The organism is Paenibacillus glycinis (assembly GCF_009909185.1).
GTDB classification, from domain to species: domain Bacteria; phylum Bacillota; class Bacilli; order Paenibacillales; family Paenibacillaceae; genus Paenibacillus_Z; species Paenibacillus_Z glycinis.
This window is the reverse complement of sequence record NZ_JAAAMV010000024.1, coordinates 33,671-50,468: the sequence shown is the minus strand read 5'-3', so window position 1 is coordinate 50,468 and position 16,798 is coordinate 33,671. Positions and strand designations below refer to the sequence as shown.

The following is a 16,798-nucleotide window of genomic DNA, read 5'->3' as shown; positions in this document are numbered from 1 at the left end:
TGGGACAGAAGCGCCCGCATTAGCGATTGCATATAGGCAGGATCGCTCTATAATGAACATCAACCGATAGGCGGGACAGAGCGCGTATCGGAATAAGCAATCCACGGGGAGGCCAAATTCATCATGGGAAACGGCTGGACAACGGACCGCATGCCCGATCAACGCGGAACGAGAGTCGTGATAACGGGCGCAAGCAGCGGGATCGGTTACGAGACCGCAAGGGCATTTGCCGCGAAAAACGCTGAGGTGGTGCTGGCCATCCGGAACATGGAGAAAGGCGAAACGGTCGCCAGGCAGCTGAAGCACGAATATCCCGGCGCGGCGTTGAATCTGATGAAGCTGGATCTAAGCGATCTTGCCAGCATCCGCCGATTTGCCGAGGAATACCGGCAAACGTACGATTCGCTCACGCTGCTGATCAACAACGCCGGCGTCATGACCCCGCCGTATCAGAGGACCAAAGACGGATTCGAGCTTCAGTTCGGCAGCAATCATCTCGGGCATTTTGCGCTTACGGGACTTATGCTGCCCCTGATGGCCAACGTCCCCTCCTCCCGCGTCGTGACGCTGAGCAGCACCGCGATTAAAGGAGCCGCGATCGATTTCGATAATCTGGACGGCAGCAAAGGCTACAAAAAAATCAAATTCTACGGTCAAAGCAAGCTCGCCAATTTGTTGTTCGCCCGCGAGCTGAATGCGCGGCTGCAGGCAAGCGGCGCCTCGACCGTCAGCTTGGGCAGCCACCCGGGCAGGGCGAACACCAATCTGTACTCGCTCGGATCGGGCAAGCAGCAAGTCGGTCCGCTCATGAAAATCGTGGTGAAGCTCCTGCGCACGCAATCGGCCGGGATGGGCGCCCTGCCGACGTTATACGCGGCGACGCACCCGTCGCTCGCAGGCGGCGAATACGTCGGTCCGGACGGGAGAGGCGGAAACAAAGGGTATCCCAAGGTCGACGGATCCGTGCTGACGTTGTACGACCCGCGACTAATGAGCCGGTTGTGGGAGGTCTCGGAGTCGCTGACCGGCATCTCGTATTTATCTTAACCGGCTCGCATCATTGTTGGACTTGACGGTTCGTTTAACGTCGGTGCGCCTCCAGACGATTCTCCGTTGGTTCCAGCCGGCCGATTTTTTGGTAATCGACCATCCAGCCCGGATATTCGGGCGGAAGGGCGCTCGCTTCGTCGAGAAGCCGGATCTCCTCCGCGGTCAGCTCCAGATCGGCGGCGGCCACGTTGGCTTCGAGCTGCTCGAGCCGCTTCGCGCCGACGAGCACGGAGGTGACGACCGGCCTCGTCAACAGCCATGCCAATGCGATGCTCGCCGGACTTGACCCGTGCGCTTCCGCAATCGGCTTCAGGACGTCGATAATGTTCCAGGCGCGTTCCTTGTCCACGATCGGGAAATCGAATGCCGAACGGCGCGAATCCTCCGCCTGCCGGTTGCGGCGGTCGTAACGGCCAGACAGCAGACCGCCGGCCAGCGGACTCCAGACCAGCAAGCCCATTTTCTTCGCTTCCAGCATCGGCGCCAGCTCGCGCTCCAGATCGCGCCCGGCGAGGGAATAATACGCCTGAAGCGTTTCGAATCGGGCCAGGTTCTTCTGGTTCGAGATCCCCAGCGCATCCGCGATCTTCCATGCGTGCCAGTTGGATACCCCGATATACCTCACTTTCCCCTGCTTGACCAAATCGTCCAGCGCCCGCAGCGTCTCTTCCACGGGAGTCAAAGCATCGTCGAGGTGGATTTGGTAAAGGTCGATATAGTCCGTCTGCAGCCGCTTCAGGCTGGCATCGACGGCATCCATGATATGGCCTCTCGAGGCGCCGATGTCATTACGCCCTTGCCCGACCCGCATGCCGGCCTTCGACGCCACGACGACATCCTTCCGCGCGATTCCCAGATTGCGAAACGACCGGCCCAGCGTGATCTCGCTCTCGCCGTCCCCGTAAACGTCGGCCGTATCGAACAGGTTGATGCCGATATCCACGCTCTTTCTCACCATCTGATCGGCTTCGTCCTGCCCGACCGATCCGACGATTTTATGAATGCCCTGACCGCTGCTGAACGTCATGGCGCCAAGCGCGAGCCGCGAGACGAGTAAACCCGTGTTGCCAAGCTGTTGATACTGCATCCTACGATAGCCTCCTCGAGTATAATGCGTTACGTTCGGAGCCGGGGCAACGGCCATCTGCGACTGCGTCATCCCGACATAAGCTATTATAGGAACAGTTACGTCCGGCACGATAGTTCATTCGTACGAGGTTTCTGCCTAATCCTCCTGCCGTACATTGATTTCCTGTATGTTTCGTGATTAAATAATGCCTAAGCATACAAAGATGGAGGAACGACAAGCCATGCACAGCGAGCGGACTGAAGCGAAGGAGATGCTTGACCGGCTGCTGATCGGAGGCATGCGGCTTCCAGGCAGCGCGAGGGTGGTGCAGACGGCGATTCCGTTTCTGACGGTATTGAAGGAAACCGGCCCGACCTTATTGGCGCACGGCGTGCTCAAGCCGTCCTTATGCATCGTCTTGCAGGGAAAGAAGCGGCTGCAGATCGGCCCCCTGACGATCGAATACGAGACCGGGGATTATCTGGCCGCAAGCATCGAGATGCCGGTCAACGGGCAGGTGACGGAAGCGGCGGCCGATTCGCCGTACCTGGCATTGCGCATCGAGCTGACGCCGGGAGAAGTTGCCGACGTGGCGTTGGAAGCCGGTTTGGTTCCGCGCGCGGAATCGGGATTGCAGGCGGGCATCTTCGTCGGGAAGCCCGGCGCCGACGTGCTGGAAGGCTTCGAGCGTCTCCTCCGGCTGTCGTCCGACCCTCGGGCGGCCAAGTACCTCGCGCCGGCCGTGAAGCGGGAGATCATTTACCGTTTGTTGGACGGCGAAGACGGGCCGCGCTTCTACAAGAACATGTTATTGCACCAGGAGGCTTCCGGCATCGCCAAAGTGATCGACTGGATCAAAGCGCACTTCGACAGCCCCTTTACGATCGAAGAACTCGCGGAACTGGGAAACATGAGCGCTTCGAATTTGCACGCCAAATTCAAAGCCGTCACCGCCATGGCTCCGCTGCAGTATCAGAAGCGCCTGCGGCTTCAAGAGGCGCGCCGGCTGCTGCTCGACGGGGCGAACGTGACGGATGCGGCGCTGCGGGTCGGTTACCAGAGCGCGACGCAGTTCAGCCGGGAATATAAAAGGCTGTTCGCTCGTTCGCCGTTGCAGGATATCCGAACGATCATCATGGCGGCCTGCGGCAGTATGCGCAGGAGGAATGACGGCCGGCAACGTTCATTGCCGCGAAGCGAATGTCGCATAATATCGTTGGAACGAGACAGAATAGATCAACACGTAGACGACGATCATGGCGGCGAACGAATTAAGGATGACCAGCGACGCGTTCAAATTCAAGAACTGAGTCAGCACGCCTACGGCGACCGGGGGCACGATAAATCCGGCATACGCGCACATATAGAACGCGGAGATGACGCGCGGTCTTCCTTCCGGCTGCGGCAGCTGGCCGGCAAACCGCAAGGCGACTTGAAACGTCCAGCCGGCTCCGATGCCTTGAATGAAAAAACCGGCCCAGAGCAGTGCCAAGCTCGAGGTCTCTCCGGAAAAAACGATGAGCCACGAACCGACGGCAAGCGCCAGTATGCTGATGCGCATCCGGGTGACGGGGTTGCGAGGCCATGGGAAGAACTGCATCAACGCCCCTCCGCCCAACAGCAGCAAGATCAGCAGGCCCGATATGGAAAGATTCCCGGAATGAAGCACGTTCTTCACGAAGGACGGAATAAGCGATAATACGATGCCGCCCAGGGTAAACACGGTGAAAATCGGAAGTCCGATAAACGACCAAAATGGCATGCTGATTTCTTGGGGAATGCCCAGCGATATCTTAAGCTTCCGCGCGTTCGGATCCTCATGCTTGGGCAGCAGCTCCAACACCGCCAAAGCGATCGCCAACATGCCGAGCAGGAACCAAAACGGCAAACGAAGCGGCTGCACGTGCAAATATTGCACGATTAGACCCGAGATGGCCGGTCCCAAGCCAAACCCGATGTTGACCGTTACCCCGGACAATTTGAGCGCGGTACCGATCTTGCCGGGAGCGGTTTGCTTCAGCAGGAACGCGCTTGCCACGCCCGTGAAAGCGCCGTAAGCGATGCCTTCGAGTATTCGTGAAGCGAAGAGCATCCAAACGTTGGTGCTGAGGATGAAGAGCAGCGTCGAGGCGATGGAGATCCAGATGCTGTAACGAAGAACCTTCTTCAATCCCCAGTAGCTTCCCCGGGCTCCCACGACCAGCAAGGTCGGCAGCAATATCGCGGCATACACGGCAAACAAAATCGTAATTTCCAAACTGCTGATCTGATAATGCTCCCCGTACACGGGAAACAACGAAGAAACATACGTCGCCGCGCAGGACATGATAAGCACGACCAACAACATTCTCCCCATGCTGATTCTCCTTTCGATGCTTAGAAAATTCCCGGCTTCCGCCGGAGCATTGTTTCGTGCATGCAATCTCCGAACGTGTATCGACGCCATATGCGCGATGATTGCATTCGTATAACCTGAAAGAACGAGGAAACATGCGCCAATTAGTCTCGTATGCCCCTATTAGGCAAGACATTAATTCGTGCTGTGAATGTTGGAAACAATTCGACGATGACGACTCATCGTCGATGGCCGGATCAACTCTTTATGATAGGTGAAAGGAAAGACCCGCGACTTCGTCCAACGTATCCCTCATTCTCTGTGAACGCTCCGCGCCGAACTGCTTGTCGAATTCGGCTTGCGCCCGCTCCCATCCCGGTTTCCCCATTTCAAACCGTCTAAGCCCTTCATCGGTAATCGAAACGATACGGGCACGGCGATCGGATTCGCTGACCTGAATGCGCACCAATTCTTCGCGCTCCAGCGGGCGAAGATTATGTCCGATCGTGGCGCGATCCATGGTCATCAGCTCGGCGAGCTCCAGCATCGTTTTCTGCCCCCTGCTCTTGAGATAGCCCAAGAGGGAGAACTGGGTCGCACGCAGTCCCGAGCCCGTCTCGGCTAGGCAGGTATCGTAGAGACGCGTGATCAATCGTTGGGCGCGCCTTATCTTCGTGCAGTTGCATATCGCCATGATATCGATATCCAAGGTCATTGTCGTATCACCTCCAAGATCTTCGTTTCATTGTGCGCGATAAACGCGATTGCTAAACCGATTTTAGTCTCGTATGCCCGTAAATGCAAGAGGGATGATTTTCTTTCGCCCTTTTACTGCGAGTTTAGCGCCTAGTTAACTTATCATAGAGTAAACTCTATTTCAAAGAATTGATAGTCCGGTTGAGGGCAAGGATCTCCTGTTAACCCGATTCGTTCGTAAAAGACAACGGCCTTGGGACTAGCTTCCCACTGTAACCATCTAACTCCGCGATGCTGCGACCAGCTTTTCACCGATTGAAACAATTCACGGCCAATACCTCGCATTCTCCATGGCTCTGCAACGATCAAATCATGAAAACGAGCCGTTTTGAAGCCTGTTCTCACGTGTGCGCCGTAATCCTGGACCCATGCATAGCCGACAATTTGCGCACCCGTCATCGCAATCGCAATGTGGTGATCGGTGTCGCTCATTTTCAATGAGACCCGCTTCATAAAAGCATTCTCGTGATCCGAATACGGTTGCAGAAACTCCCATAGCATAGCTATATCCTCTTGCCGTGCCTCTCGAATAATAAGCGTCGAAGCTATGATTTCACACCTCGTTTCCTGATTTTCGCATTTCATGTTCAAAACCATATTCGACAATTCCCGGCATATTCCTTTTCATTCACGCCTTGTTCAACTAGACTAAGATCTAATAGGCGCCATGCAAAAAATCGGCCGGAGGCGGAGGTTCGTACGTGAAGCTGGAGAGATTAATGTCCATTACCTACATGCTGTTGAATACAGAAGTCGTGTCTGCATCGGAATTGGCGGAGAGATTCGGCGTCTCGCAGAGAACCATCTACAGGGACATCGAAGCGATCTGCGCGGCAGGCATTCCGGTCGTCTCCCATCAAGGCGCGAATGGCGGATACGGAATCATGAACGAATACAAGATGGACAAGAGCCTGCTCAGCTCCGACGACATCGCGTCCTTGATCACCCTGCTGAGCAGCACGACAACCGTGTTTCAGGATGAACGGACCCATCATACGATCGAGCGGCTGAAGACCGTTCAGCGCGACACCGGCCGTCCCCCTAGCCTTACGCTGGATCTCGGGAGTTGGAGAGCCTATATATCGCACCTCCGTATGCTCCACGCGGCCATTAACGCCGGCCAGCTCGTTCGCTTCCGCTATGTGAATGCCAAGGGCGAACGGCAAGCGCGGACCGTCGAGCCCGTCAGCCTGGTGCTCAAATTCGACGCTTGGTATTTATATGGTTATTGTCGCTCGCGCTCCGACTATCGGGTGTTCAAGCTGACGAGAATCTCGGAGCTTGACGTCCTGCCGGAATTATTCGAACGCCATCGCGACGTACATACCGAAGAGGTTTTATCCGGCCGCAGCTCCAGCCAGGAGCAGGTCGAGCATGCCGTCATTCGTTTTACGGGCGGTTCGCTCGCCAGGGTATTGGACGAATTTTATTTGGACGAGAAAACGTTCCACGCTGACGGCTCGCTGACGCTGACTCTCTTCAACGCGATCGATACCGATTGGCTCATCGAAAAATTGCTCGGCTTCGGCGAGGAGGCGGTCGTACTCGAACCCCCTTCGCTGAGGCGCCGGATGAAAAAGAAAATCGAAAACATGTTAGTGCGCTACGAAGAAGTATGACAGGATGCTGTCATACTTCTTTTTTTACACTAGATAGACGAAAGGAGCGCGAAGCCGGTGATCAACCATCCCTACTTCTACGAAGAACAGATGAGGCTAATAAATAAGGAGCTCAAGGAGTTCGATCAAAACGCCTGGAAGTGGATGCAAATACCCGACAAGAAGCCCAGCCATCTTCCTTTCGTCTTGCTGAGGATCAAGCTGCGAGCTTTCTTGGCGGCGATCGGGAAGCATTAAAGCAATCATTGCCGCGGCCTGACCATGAACGGTCCATTTGTCCGCGGCCGCGCATGGCGACGCGTACCCTCGGCGCACGCCGCCGCGTCAGGATCTAGGCTTTCACCCGCCAATTGACCAGCCGATTGATCAACACCACCGAAGCGGCCGTAAAGCCCAGCATGATCAAACAATCGGCGAGCACGCCCGTATTCCAGCCGCCCAGCAGCATTGCTCTCATCGCATCGGCGGCGTACGTCGTCGGCAGCAGATAAGAGATCCACTGCACGAACGGCGGCAAACTGCTCATCTCCACCATGACCGGCGAGAGGAACGACACGACCATCATCAGCGACTGCGCCAGCACGTTCGTCAGCTGATGGCTCGGCGACCAGAAGCCGAGGGCCACGCCGGCACCGACGACGCTCGACATCGACAGCAAGACGACGACCGGCAGCCCCCATGAATAGTGAATCTCCACGCCCAATACATACTGGCCGATCGCACCCAGGATGATGAAGGACGGAAGGGTGCTCATCAAGCCCCGGAGCATGTTCGCGATCACGAAATTGAGCTTGGAGATCGGCAGCGACGCATAGAACGTGAAGTGTCCCTGGTGCTTTTGCCATGAAATTTCTTGTCCCATGCTGTTAAGGCCCATGACGATCACGCCGAAGATCAAATTGCCCGCCAGGATCCGCACCATCGTCTCCGGCGTCGGGTTTTCCATGAAGAAATTCATGAACAGGATCATGGCCAGCGGAAGCAGCGTCGCCATGAGCACGACCCAGACCCAGCTGTCGCGGATAATCGCGAATTGAATGCGGAACAGAATGGACAGCTCCGTCCGCCACCGACGCAGTCCGCCGTCCCGAACGCGCGTATGCGCCATATCCGGCAATCCGGCCAACCCGTTTGCCGTCTTCATGCGTTCATCGCCTCCCGGACCGCCGACGCTTCGTCGATGTGAAAATATACATCCTCCAGGCTGGGCGGGGTAACCGCATATTCTTCGATCGGCAGTTCCGTATGCCGGATGATGAAGTCGAGCAGTTCGCCCGCATTGCGCTTGTCGACCAGCACCCGAAGCCGATTCTCGCCCGCTTCCTGCACGATTCCCCACGGCCGAAGCGCCGTCTCCGTTTCTTCCCGCCTGCCGACCTCGACGGTGATCATGAATTTCAACCGCTGATCGACCTGCCGCTTCAGCTTCGCCACCGAATCGATCGCGAGCAGGCGTCCATGGTTGATGACCGCGACGCGATCGACCACCTGCTCGGCCTCGAGCACGTTGTGGGTAACCAATATGACCGTCGCGCCGGCCCGGTTATGTTCCTGGATCATCTGCCACACCAATCGGCGGTTTTTCGGATCCAATTCATTCGTCGGTTCGTCGAGAATGAGCACCGGGGAGTTCCCGATGAGCGCCGTGCCGATGCCGACGAGTCGCTTCTGCCCGCCGGACAACTGCTTGAGAAACTTGTTCTCCATGTCCGCCATGCCGAATCGCGCGAGCAGCTCATGCGCCTGGCGGGATGCCTCCCGGGCATCCATCCCGCGCAGCCGTCCGGTAAACGCCAGCGCTTCATGCGCGCGCAGCACCGACAGCACATGCGGTTCCTGCGAGAAATAAGCGACGTACTCCGCGACCGTGCGCGTCTGCTGCAGCACGTCGCGGCCGAAGAACAGCACCTCGCCCTCCGTCGGCTTCAGCTGACCGACAAGCTGTTTGATCAGCGTCGACTTGCCCGCGCCGTTCGGACCGAGCACGCCTAAGATTTCGCCTTCCCCGACCGTTAACGAGATGTCGTCGTTTGCTCTGACCCGCTGCTTTCCTTTCTTGTAGACCTGACTGATGCCTCTAGCTTCATACGCCGTTCGGCTCATCCGGGCTGCCCCCCTGTCACTTATGGAATTCACTCGCAATTAGTATAAAAAATTCCTCTTCGGACGGTAAGCGTCTCCGGGTTGATCGCGGTATCCGTCCAGCGACGTAGCCGATCGGCAAGCAAAACAAAAACCGCGCATTGCGCGGTTCATGGGCCTAGCTATCCGAATCGTTCCTTCAAAGCCGCGGCACTTTCACGGTTTCCTTGCGAACTTCCTGCGGCAGCGCGTACGCGATCGTGCCGGTCGTATGGATCTCATCCGCGGCATCCCTATGGACGGAGGCCGTCACCGCTATTTGGCCGTCCGCTCCGACGCGGCCGCTGTCTTCCCAGCCCGTCGGACCCGAGAAGCCGGTATCGTAGTAGTAGAAAGAACCTCCGATATCGGGCATCGGGCCCGTCGCGTCCTTGAACCGGCCGTTCAGCAGCTGGACGAACGAGTCTCCGGCGAACGGGTCGAGGCGCGCCTGCCACGTCGCCACGAGAAAGTCGTCCTTGAATTCGAACAAGGTCGCCGTTTCGCCGCCGGAAACATAGATGAAACGCAGCGCCTCGCCTTCGGGAAAGATGAACTCGTTGTTGTAATTCTGCGTCGGATGGTCGGCCTGCAGCGGCGCTTTCTCGTAACGGGCGCCTCCCTCTCTCGTCTTGAGCGCGATCTTCCGGGCCGTCGCAAGATCCCCGGCATAGAGCGCCTTGCGCTCCTCGTCGCTCATCGGCGACTTGATGGACACCGTACCGTCGGTCCATTCGATCCGGTAGCCGAATCGTTCGGACACGAATCGAAGCGGCACGTAGATCCGATCATGGACCGCTTTGACCGGCACGTCCAGCCGAACCGTTTCCTTGGATCCGCCCTCGTATTCAATGACGGCGACCTGCTGTCCCGGCGTCAGCGTCAGATGCTCCGTCCATTTGTCGACGGTGACGGTACGGGTCTGTCGGTTCCAAGCGACGTCGGCGCCGAGCGCCTCCGAGACGGCGCGCAGCGGGATCAGCACCCGGCCCTTGTCGGCAATCGGCGGGGCATCCGTCTGCACGGGCTTTCCCATCCACGTAATGCCGATAGGGTCCGCGGCGGCGGCGGTTGATCCGAACGCGACCGCCCCGAGCAGGGCGAGCGCGCAGGTCAGCTTTTTCATGCTAACGGCCTCCTATCTCCTGAAAATTCCGATCCTTCCAACAAGTAGACCAATTAAAAGCCAGTTTGTTGCACGGAGTCCAATATGAATTGCTTTTCCAACCATTGAACGGAACCGCTATCTTTTCAATGCAAAACGCCGCCCGGAAAGCCGGGAGGCGCTGGTTTGGTGGCTTATCGAGTTTACCGACTTGACGCCTAATCGTTGCTTATAGCGCTTTATCGTCGATCCCGTTCAGCCAGCCTTCGATCTCTCCGATGACCGAGCCGATGCAGCCGTCCTCGAACGGCGAGGTCAGGCCGGCAAGCTCGACCAGCTGCAGGAAGGACATGCTTCCGCCCGCTTGGCAAAGCCGCAAATAATCGCTCCACGCGGATTCGAAATCTTCGTTCGAACGTTTCCAGAACTGGAAGGCGCAGATCTGGGCCAACGTATAGTCGATGTAATAGAACGGCGAACGGAAGATATGCGATTGCTTTTGCCAGAAGCCCCCTTGTTCCAGGTACGCGTTGCCGTCATAGCTCCGGTGCGGCAAATATTTGCGTTCGATCTCCCGCCATGCTTGCTTGCGCTCGGCCGGGGTCGCATCCGGGTTGTCGTAGACGTAATGCTGGAATTCGTCGACGGCGACGCCGTACGGAATGAACTGCAGGCTGTCCGCCAGATGGTTGAACCGGTACTTGGCCGCGTCCTCCTTGAAGAACAGCTCCATCCACGGCCAGCAGATGAACTCCATGCTCATCGAGTGGATCTCGCACGCTTCGTAGGTCGGGAACGCGTATTCCGGCACGTCCAGGTTACGGCTCTCGAAAACCTGAAAGGCATGGCCCACTTCATGCGTCAGCACGTCGATATCGCCGGAGGTGCCGTTGAAATTCGAGAAAATAAACGGCGCCTTGTAATCGCTGATGAAGGTGCAATAGCCGCCGCCTTGCTTGCCCTTCTTGCTGACCAGGTCCATGAGCCCGTTATCCTGCATGAACGCGAAAAACGCGTCCGATTCGGGCGAAAGCTCCTTATACATCCTTGCGCCGTTCGCGACGATCCAATCCGGGTCGCCTTTGGGCGTCGCGTTGCCGGACTCGAAGTTGAAGTTCTCGTCGTAATAGTTCAAGCGTTCCAGCCCCAGCCGTTCGGCTTGCCGCTGCTTCAGCTTCTGCGCCGCGGGGACGATATGCTCCAGCACCTGCTTGCGGAAATTGGCCACCATGCCGGCATTGTAATCCGTTCGCATCATGCGGTCATAGCCGAGCTCGACGAAGCTGTCGTAACCCAGCGTCTTCGCGATGCGGACGCGAACCTGGACGAGCTCGTCGTAGATCCGGTCGAAGTCGGACTCGTGTCCGGACATAAAGTCATATCTGGCTTCGGACGCGCGCTTGCGCATGCCGCGGTCGGTGGAAAGCTCGAACGGCGTAAGCTGCGGCAGGGTGCGCTCTTCGCCTTCGAACGGGATTTTGGCGGAGGCGATGAGCTGGGAATATTCCGTCGACAGCTTGTTCTCCAGCTGCAAATCCTCGATGATCTCCGGGCTGAACGTGCGAAGCGAGATCTCGGCAAGCCGGAGCAGCTGCGAGCCCCATTCCTGCTCGAACTCGGCCCTGAACTTGGAATGAACGAGCGCCTTGTAATAATCCGTTATGTACTCCTGCACGACGGGCCCGGTCTCGTCCATGAAATCCTGTTCGGCTTTATAGAACGCATCGGTCGTATCGACGGAATGCCGGATGCTGACCAGGGTCTGCATCGTATCGAATTCGCTGCGCAGCTTATTGATGGCGATAACGGCCGCTTTCTGCTCCTCCAACGTCGCGGAGTCCTTCAATTTTCCCAACTGCGCGGTAAAGGCCTGTTTGAATGCATCGACATCGGGTCGTTCATAACGGTATTCCTCAAACTTCATAACGGATCAACATCCTCTCTCGTACGGATAATCCTATTATAAACGCTCGCCAAGATTATGGAAGCCAAAGCCCCGTCTCCGTCGCTGACCGGTTGCCGAAAAGGGAAAAGAAGCCTTGCCGGGCAAGGCTCCTCGCGATATATAAGCAATAACAAGCGAACGTACGGCAAGCGCCTCGCCTATCGATTCCGCGACGATACGCCCGGAGATTCCGCCGAGCCGGCCGGCGAACCGGAATTCATCGACATTCCGGAGCAGCTGTCCGTCAAAGCCTCGATAATATCCAAAGCTCGAAATTCGCCATAGCCGCGCAGCGTCCATACGATTCAATCTACATAAAAACAGCCCGAGATAAACAGAGACCCCAGTCCGTCTATGGACTCGGGTCTCTGCTTAAATAGAACCACTTCCGTCGTCTTCCCGGCAGCCGACGTCGGGGCCGGACGCCCCCTAATCAGTACCGCCGACAAGGAACCGCAGCCGAGCCGTCACCGGGTAATGATCCGATGGAAACTTGCCGTCGATTCGGCGCCGGTCGATCTCGGCGGAGAGCACGGCGATATCCGGCGTGACGAAAATATAATCGATCGTTTCGCCGTCCGGACTGCCTGTAAAATTCATATTGGCGGACGCCCCTGCCGGCCCGTCCATCGCCGCGTATGCATCCCGCATGTCCACGAAGCCGTCCGCGGCAGGCGCTTCCCCGCGCAGGATTCGCACCGCGATCTCGTCCGGGGTCGAGTTGAGATCGCCCATGAGCACGACCGGCAGCCGTTTCCGTTCGCGCATCTCACGGATGCGGTTCCATATCAGCTTGATTCCCATCTCCCTCGCCAGCGGGCCTCTATGGTCCAGATGCGTATTGAACACGATGAACTCTGTTCCGTCCGCCGAATGCCGCATGTGCGCCCATGTGCATACGCGCGGCAGCGAGGTGTCCCAGCTCATGCTGCCCGGCGCTTCGGGCTGTTCCGACAGCCAGAAGGTGCCGTGGTCGATCGGCGTCACTTGTTCCTTCTCGTACAGGATCGCGCAATGCTCGTCCTCGTTGCCCCCGCGTCGTCCTTCGCCGACCCAGGCGTACTCGGACAGCTGCAGCTCTTCGAGCATATGGGCATGCGTCTCCTGCGTGCCGACGATCGTCGGCTCATGGTCCCGAATCATCCGGGCCGCCTTGTCGCGGCGGTAGACCCAGGCATGATCGCCGTCGCTTGCCGTGCTCGTTCGCAAATTAAACGTCATTACGGTTATGTCCATCCCGATCCCATCCCTTTCTTCATCCGCTCTTTCTCGGATTGCGCCCGGCAACTCATTGCCGAATCGCTTCCGCCCAACTTCGCGGCCGAACGCCCGGTCACGCGATTAGAAAAGGCTGTCCGGAACGTAGTAGATTTTCTGCGTGTCCTGCTTGTTCGCCGTGTCCGTCACGACGGTAAAATACACGTTTCCGTCCTTGGTCTGCACGCCCTCGATCTCATGGGTGCCCACGTTCGTTATTTTCACCAGCGTCTTGTACGCGCCCGCGCTCGACATCATCGCAATCTGCGGCGTATCGCCCTCGGCCCCGCCAGACGTATAGATATCCGTGCCGGAAAGCATGTCGAAGCCCTGAAAGGATCCGTTCGGCCGGACGATCGCGCCATCCGCCTGGGTAACGCTGGAGACGTTTGCGTTCACCGCCGCCGCGCTGTCCATTCTGACCTGTTCGCTGCCGTCGAGAAGCTGGTTCAAGGCGATCGTGTCGTACACGGACCAAGTGACCGTTCCTTCCGCGGTCTGAATGCGGAAAATCGTATAGGCGCTATTGCCGCCGCCATCGACGCGATACGTCTCGCCCAATCTCGTGCCGGTCCCATTGGCGTAATTCATGTAGGTGAACCGACGGAGATCCGTATAGTCGTACGTCGCGCCGGCCGAGTATTGAAGTCTCGCTACCTGAAGCGACCAGTCGTACGTCGTCGAAGGATCGGCCTTGGAGCTGAAATAAAAGTAATTGCTATCCTTGTACGTGTACATATCCAAGGTTTGGCCATGACCTGCGTTGGTAACGGTCATCTCGTCCACATAGGTCGCGTTCGTCCCGTTCATCAGCAATCTGGACAGGTACACCGTTCCGCCGGACCGCTGCGTGACATAGAGATACGTGGACGCGATGTAAGCTTTCTGCACGGCCAGGTTATGATGAAGCCCTTTCAGATTGTAAGCGAGCGTCGCCGAAGCGTTCACCGTTTTCCCGGGCGTCGCCGCAAAGGCGGGCAATACCGTCAAGCCGAACATCAGCAGCGCGAGACCGATAGACGCAAGTAATCGCAACGGCTTCTTCATAAGTCTAATCGCTTCATTCCGGTACATGCAAATACCTCCATTGAAAAGATGACTTTTTTGTACAGACTGATTATCAATTATTAGGAGATTGCTTAGAATAGTCTGCAAGCACCATATCATGTTAATGTTGTACAAATATGCGCAAGGAGGCAGAGAACCTGCGAATGTTCACGGTTGTATGGAACGAAGCGCCGTTTGTACGGCTGACGTCTCCGTCGACAAGTTCCATGCGGCGAGGATTGTAACCTTTTCGTCATCGGGCCTTAAATTTATTGTAACTTGTGCCGCACGCGTATGAAATAAAATCGATTTCATAAGGGATCCCAAATAAACTTCACGAGGTGTACAACAATGAATCGCATCACGAACGGCAAAAATCTTCGCATATGGTCCGCAATCGGCTTGGCAGCCATGATCTCGATCGGCGCGCTGGCTGCCGTCGTTCCTGCTCATGCGGCAAGCGCGACGAAGACAGCCGCGCAAGCAGCAGCGACAAAAGAGAATGGAACGATCAAAAACATTTTGGCGCAAGCTAAGCAAGGCAAGGTGCAAGGCAGCAGCTTCGTCTCCGGGAAAACAAACATCAAAGAGGTTCATAAGCTTTGGGGCGCTTCGTTTGAAAGCCTGGGCAGCGGTTACGAGAGATACGATTTCAGCATGGGCAAAGGCGCATACGATTTCGGAATCAGCAGCAAAACCGGTGTCGTGTACGATCTTCGCTATTATTTTCCGCCGACGGACCCATCGAGAGGCCTCAGTAAATTCACGTTTAACTCCGTCATTGACGCGCTCGGCATGCCGAAGGAAGTAAAGTTCAACGGAAACGACAAAATTTACGTGTATCCGGCTGGCGATCATCAACTGAAATTCGTAGGCTCGAAGACGGCTCCTAAAGGCAAATCGGCGTATATCGACCACGTCAACGTCTATACCGCGAAAGCCGACGTCTAAGCGCGATCCGCAGGATCTAATCGGGATGAATACAGAAACCCACGATTTATCGTGGGTTTCGTTTACATTTCACGCTTTGTTTTGACCTTCAGACTTTGAAATAATGCCCCTGTTCGAGGTCCGAGATCAGTGAGGCGTGCTCAGGCCGCCAGCCCAAGCGTTCCTGAGTGAGCGCGCTTGAAGTCGGATTGTCGACAGATGCGGCGAAGGAGATCCAGCCGAAGTGATCGGCTGCTTCTTCATGGGATATACTGATCGCCGGCAGGTCCAGGTGGCGACCGATGACATCGGCGATATCACGGAGCGGCACGCCCTCATCGCCGACCGCGTGCAGCCGCGAGCCAGCCGGCGCGCCTTCCACCGCCATACGGAAGAGGCGCGCCGCATCGAGGCGATGCACGGCCGGCCACCGGTTGGATCCGTCGCCGATGTAGGCGGATACGCCTTTAGCGCGGGCGATGTCGATCAGGGACGGGATGAAGCCATAATCGCCCGGACCGTGCACGGATGGTGAGAGTCGGACGATGGATGAGCGCACCCCGCGCTTAACCACTGCCATCGCCGCCTCTTCGGAGCGCCGGTGCGCAGTCGGCATCGCCGCGTCCTCTTCCGTGCCAAGGCGTCCCGGTGCGAGCGTAAGCGTCCCGGAGGTGACCACGAATGGTTTGCCTGAATCCTCAAGCGCTTCTCCGATCGTCTCGATCGCCAGCCTGTCGGTCTCCGCCGCGGCTGCAAAGTCCGAGAAGTCGTGAATGAAGGCCAGGTGAATGACGCCGTCCGCCGCAGCCGCGCCGCCGCGCAGACTGTCGAGATCGTCGAGGCTGCCGCGATGCGCGTCCGCTCCCGCCGCTGCCAATGCCGCGGCAGACTTGTCTGAACGGGCAAGACCTACAACCCGATGCCCTGCACCGATAAGTTCGCGGACGACGGCGGAACCGATGAAGCCCGTAGCTCCCGTAACAAAAATTCGCATCATGAAGTCCTCCTAAAAATGAATATGATTGCTTACAGGCGTTATGATAAAGTATCGCGTGCACTCGATAGCAATACCTTTCTAACCGGTGGTATAATAAAGCTCATGGAAAACAATTTCTCAAGCAAACAGGTGTCCGAAACGACGGGGCTAAGCATCCATACCTTACGATACTATGAGCAAATCGGATTAATCGACGGTATTGAACGGGACGAAAATGGATACCGTAAGTATTCGCAATCCGATATCGTTTGGTTTCAGGTGTTAAGTTACTTTCGGGCGATGGGGATGCCCATTCGGGAGATGCAGGAGTTTTTCGCCTTGAACGATAGTCAAATCCCCGCGATAACGGCTCGACGAGAATTCATGGAAACGTATCGCATTAAGGTTATCGATCAAATGAAGGAACTTGAAAAGACGCTGGAGAAAGTCGATGATAAAATCATTTTTTTCAAAAATCTAGAGGAATCAGATAAGCTGCAAAAGAACCCAAAGAAAGACACCCGAACAAGTCGACACGTTTGAGGAGCAAATCCAAACCCATGACAAAGGAGCTGCCGCGGCAGCTCC

Annotated in this window: 16 protein-coding genes and 1 pseudogene; 6 read left to right on the top strand and 11 right to left on the bottom strand. The window is 56.8% G+C overall.

The window, feature by feature from the left end; all coding sequences use genetic code 11:
• The first annotated feature begins 123 nt into the window (after window positions 1-123).
• Window positions 124-1,047 carry an oxidoreductase gene (locus tag GT019_RS23710; protein ID WP_161745910.1) on the top strand — a complete coding sequence of 308 codons (924 nt, stop codon included), beginning with the start codon at window positions 124-126 and terminating at the stop codon, window positions 1,045-1,047.
• 34 nt (window positions 1,048-1,081) lie between these two features.
• Here the strand turns inward: GT019_RS23710 and GT019_RS23705 are convergent, their stop codons facing one another.
• Window positions 1,082-2,137: an aldo/keto reductase gene (locus GT019_RS23705; RefSeq protein WP_161745909.1), complete on the bottom strand. Its 1,056-nt coding sequence runs from the start codon at window positions 2,135-2,137 to the stop codon at window positions 1,082-1,084.
• A 187-nt stretch (window positions 2,138-2,324) separates the two neighbouring features.
• Between GT019_RS23705 and GT019_RS32720 the strand changes: the two are divergent.
• Window positions 2,325-3,176 (top strand): annotated as a pseudogene (locus tag GT019_RS32720) (AraC family transcriptional regulator N-terminal domain-containing protein); the annotation flags it as partial.
• Between the two features lie 126 nt (window positions 3,177-3,302).
• Here GT019_RS32720 and GT019_RS23690 read toward each other — a convergent pair.
• From GT019_RS23690 to GT019_RS23680, 3 genes are all read right to left on the bottom strand, one after another.
• Window positions 3,303-4,475, bottom strand: coding sequence for an MFS transporter (locus GT019_RS23690; protein WP_235949151.1), 1,173 nt, complete (start codon window positions 4,473-4,475; stop codon window positions 3,303-3,305).
• 244 nt (window positions 4,476-4,719) lie between these two features.
• Window positions 4,720-5,169 (bottom strand): MarR family winged helix-turn-helix transcriptional regulator, encoded by a 450-nt coding sequence (locus tag GT019_RS23685; RefSeq protein WP_161745907.1) that lies wholly within the window; start codon window positions 5,167-5,169, stop codon window positions 4,720-4,722.
• Window positions 5,170-5,312: 143 nt separating this feature from the next.
• Entirely contained in the window at window positions 5,313-5,807 is a 495-nt protein-coding gene (locus tag GT019_RS23680) for a GNAT family N-acetyltransferase (protein ID WP_161745906.1), read from the bottom strand.
• Between the two features lie 104 nt (window positions 5,808-5,911).
• On the opposite strand from GT019_RS23680, the gene GT019_RS23675 reads away from it, so the two are divergent.
• Together GT019_RS23675 and GT019_RS23670 are read left to right on the top strand one after the other, a co-directional pair.
• Window positions 5,912-6,829 (top strand): helix-turn-helix transcriptional regulator, encoded by a 918-nt coding sequence (locus GT019_RS23675; protein ID WP_161745905.1) that lies wholly within the window; start codon window positions 5,912-5,914, stop codon window positions 6,827-6,829.
• A 57-nt stretch (window positions 6,830-6,886) separates the two neighbouring features.
• The gene (locus tag GT019_RS23670) at window positions 6,887-7,066 is read left to right on the top strand and encodes a hypothetical protein (RefSeq protein WP_161745904.1); all 180 of its coding nucleotides are present in this window, start codon (window positions 6,887-6,889) and stop codon (window positions 7,064-7,066) included.
• 94 nt (window positions 7,067-7,160) lie between these two features.
• On the opposite strand, the gene GT019_RS23665 is transcribed toward GT019_RS23670, so the two are convergent.
• The 6 genes from GT019_RS23665 to GT019_RS23640 all read right to left on the bottom strand — a co-directional run bounded on the left by GT019_RS23665 (window position 7,161) and on the right by GT019_RS23640 (window position 14,304).
• Window positions 7,161-7,973 carry an ABC transporter permease gene (locus GT019_RS23665; RefSeq protein WP_161745903.1) on the bottom strand — a complete coding sequence of 271 codons (813 nt, stop codon included), beginning with the start codon at window positions 7,971-7,973 and terminating at the stop codon, window positions 7,161-7,163.
• Window positions 7,970-8,932: an ABC transporter ATP-binding protein gene (locus GT019_RS23660; protein ID WP_161745902.1), complete on the bottom strand. Its 963-nt coding sequence runs from the start codon at window positions 8,930-8,932 to the stop codon at window positions 7,970-7,972. Before GT019_RS23660 ends, GT019_RS23665 begins: the two co-directional genes overlap by 4 nt.
• Before the next feature lie 178 nt (window positions 8,933-9,110).
• On the bottom strand, window positions 9,111-10,076 hold the full coding sequence (locus GT019_RS23655; protein WP_161745901.1) for a copper amine oxidase N-terminal domain-containing protein: 966 nt from the start codon (window positions 10,074-10,076) through the stop codon (window positions 9,111-9,113).
• Between the two features lie 208 nt (window positions 10,077-10,284).
• Entirely contained in the window at window positions 10,285-11,979 is a 1,695-nt protein-coding gene (locus GT019_RS23650) for a M3 family oligoendopeptidase (RefSeq protein WP_161745900.1), read from the bottom strand.
• Window positions 11,980-12,429: 450 nt separating this feature from the next.
• Window positions 12,430-13,236, bottom strand: coding sequence for an endonuclease/exonuclease/phosphatase family protein (locus tag GT019_RS23645; RefSeq protein WP_161745899.1), 807 nt, complete (start codon window positions 13,234-13,236; stop codon window positions 12,430-12,432).
• 105 nt (window positions 13,237-13,341) lie between these two features.
• On the bottom strand, window positions 13,342-14,304 hold the full coding sequence (locus tag GT019_RS23640) for a phage baseplate protein (protein WP_407945101.1): 963 nt from the start codon (window positions 14,302-14,304) through the stop codon (window positions 13,342-13,344).
• 351 nt (window positions 14,305-14,655) lie between these two features.
• Here GT019_RS23640 and GT019_RS23635 point away from each other — a divergent pair, with 351 nt between their 5' ends.
• Window positions 14,656-15,255: a DUF4309 domain-containing protein gene (locus GT019_RS23635; protein ID WP_161745897.1), complete on the top strand. Its 600-nt coding sequence runs from the start codon at window positions 14,656-14,658 to the stop codon at window positions 15,253-15,255.
• Between the two features lie 88 nt (window positions 15,256-15,343).
• On the opposite strand, the gene GT019_RS23630 is transcribed toward GT019_RS23635, so the two are convergent.
• Entirely contained in the window at window positions 15,344-16,228 is an 885-nt protein-coding gene (locus tag GT019_RS23630; protein WP_161746033.1) for an SDR family oxidoreductase, read from the bottom strand.
• Between the two features lie 18 nt (window positions 16,229-16,246).
• Here GT019_RS23630 and GT019_RS23625 point away from each other — a divergent pair, with 18 nt between their 5' ends.
• Window positions 16,247-16,753: a MerR family transcriptional regulator gene (locus tag GT019_RS23625; RefSeq protein ID WP_235949148.1), complete on the top strand. Its 507-nt coding sequence runs from the start codon at window positions 16,247-16,249 to the stop codon at window positions 16,751-16,753.
• Window positions 16,754-16,798: the final 45 nt, after the last annotated feature.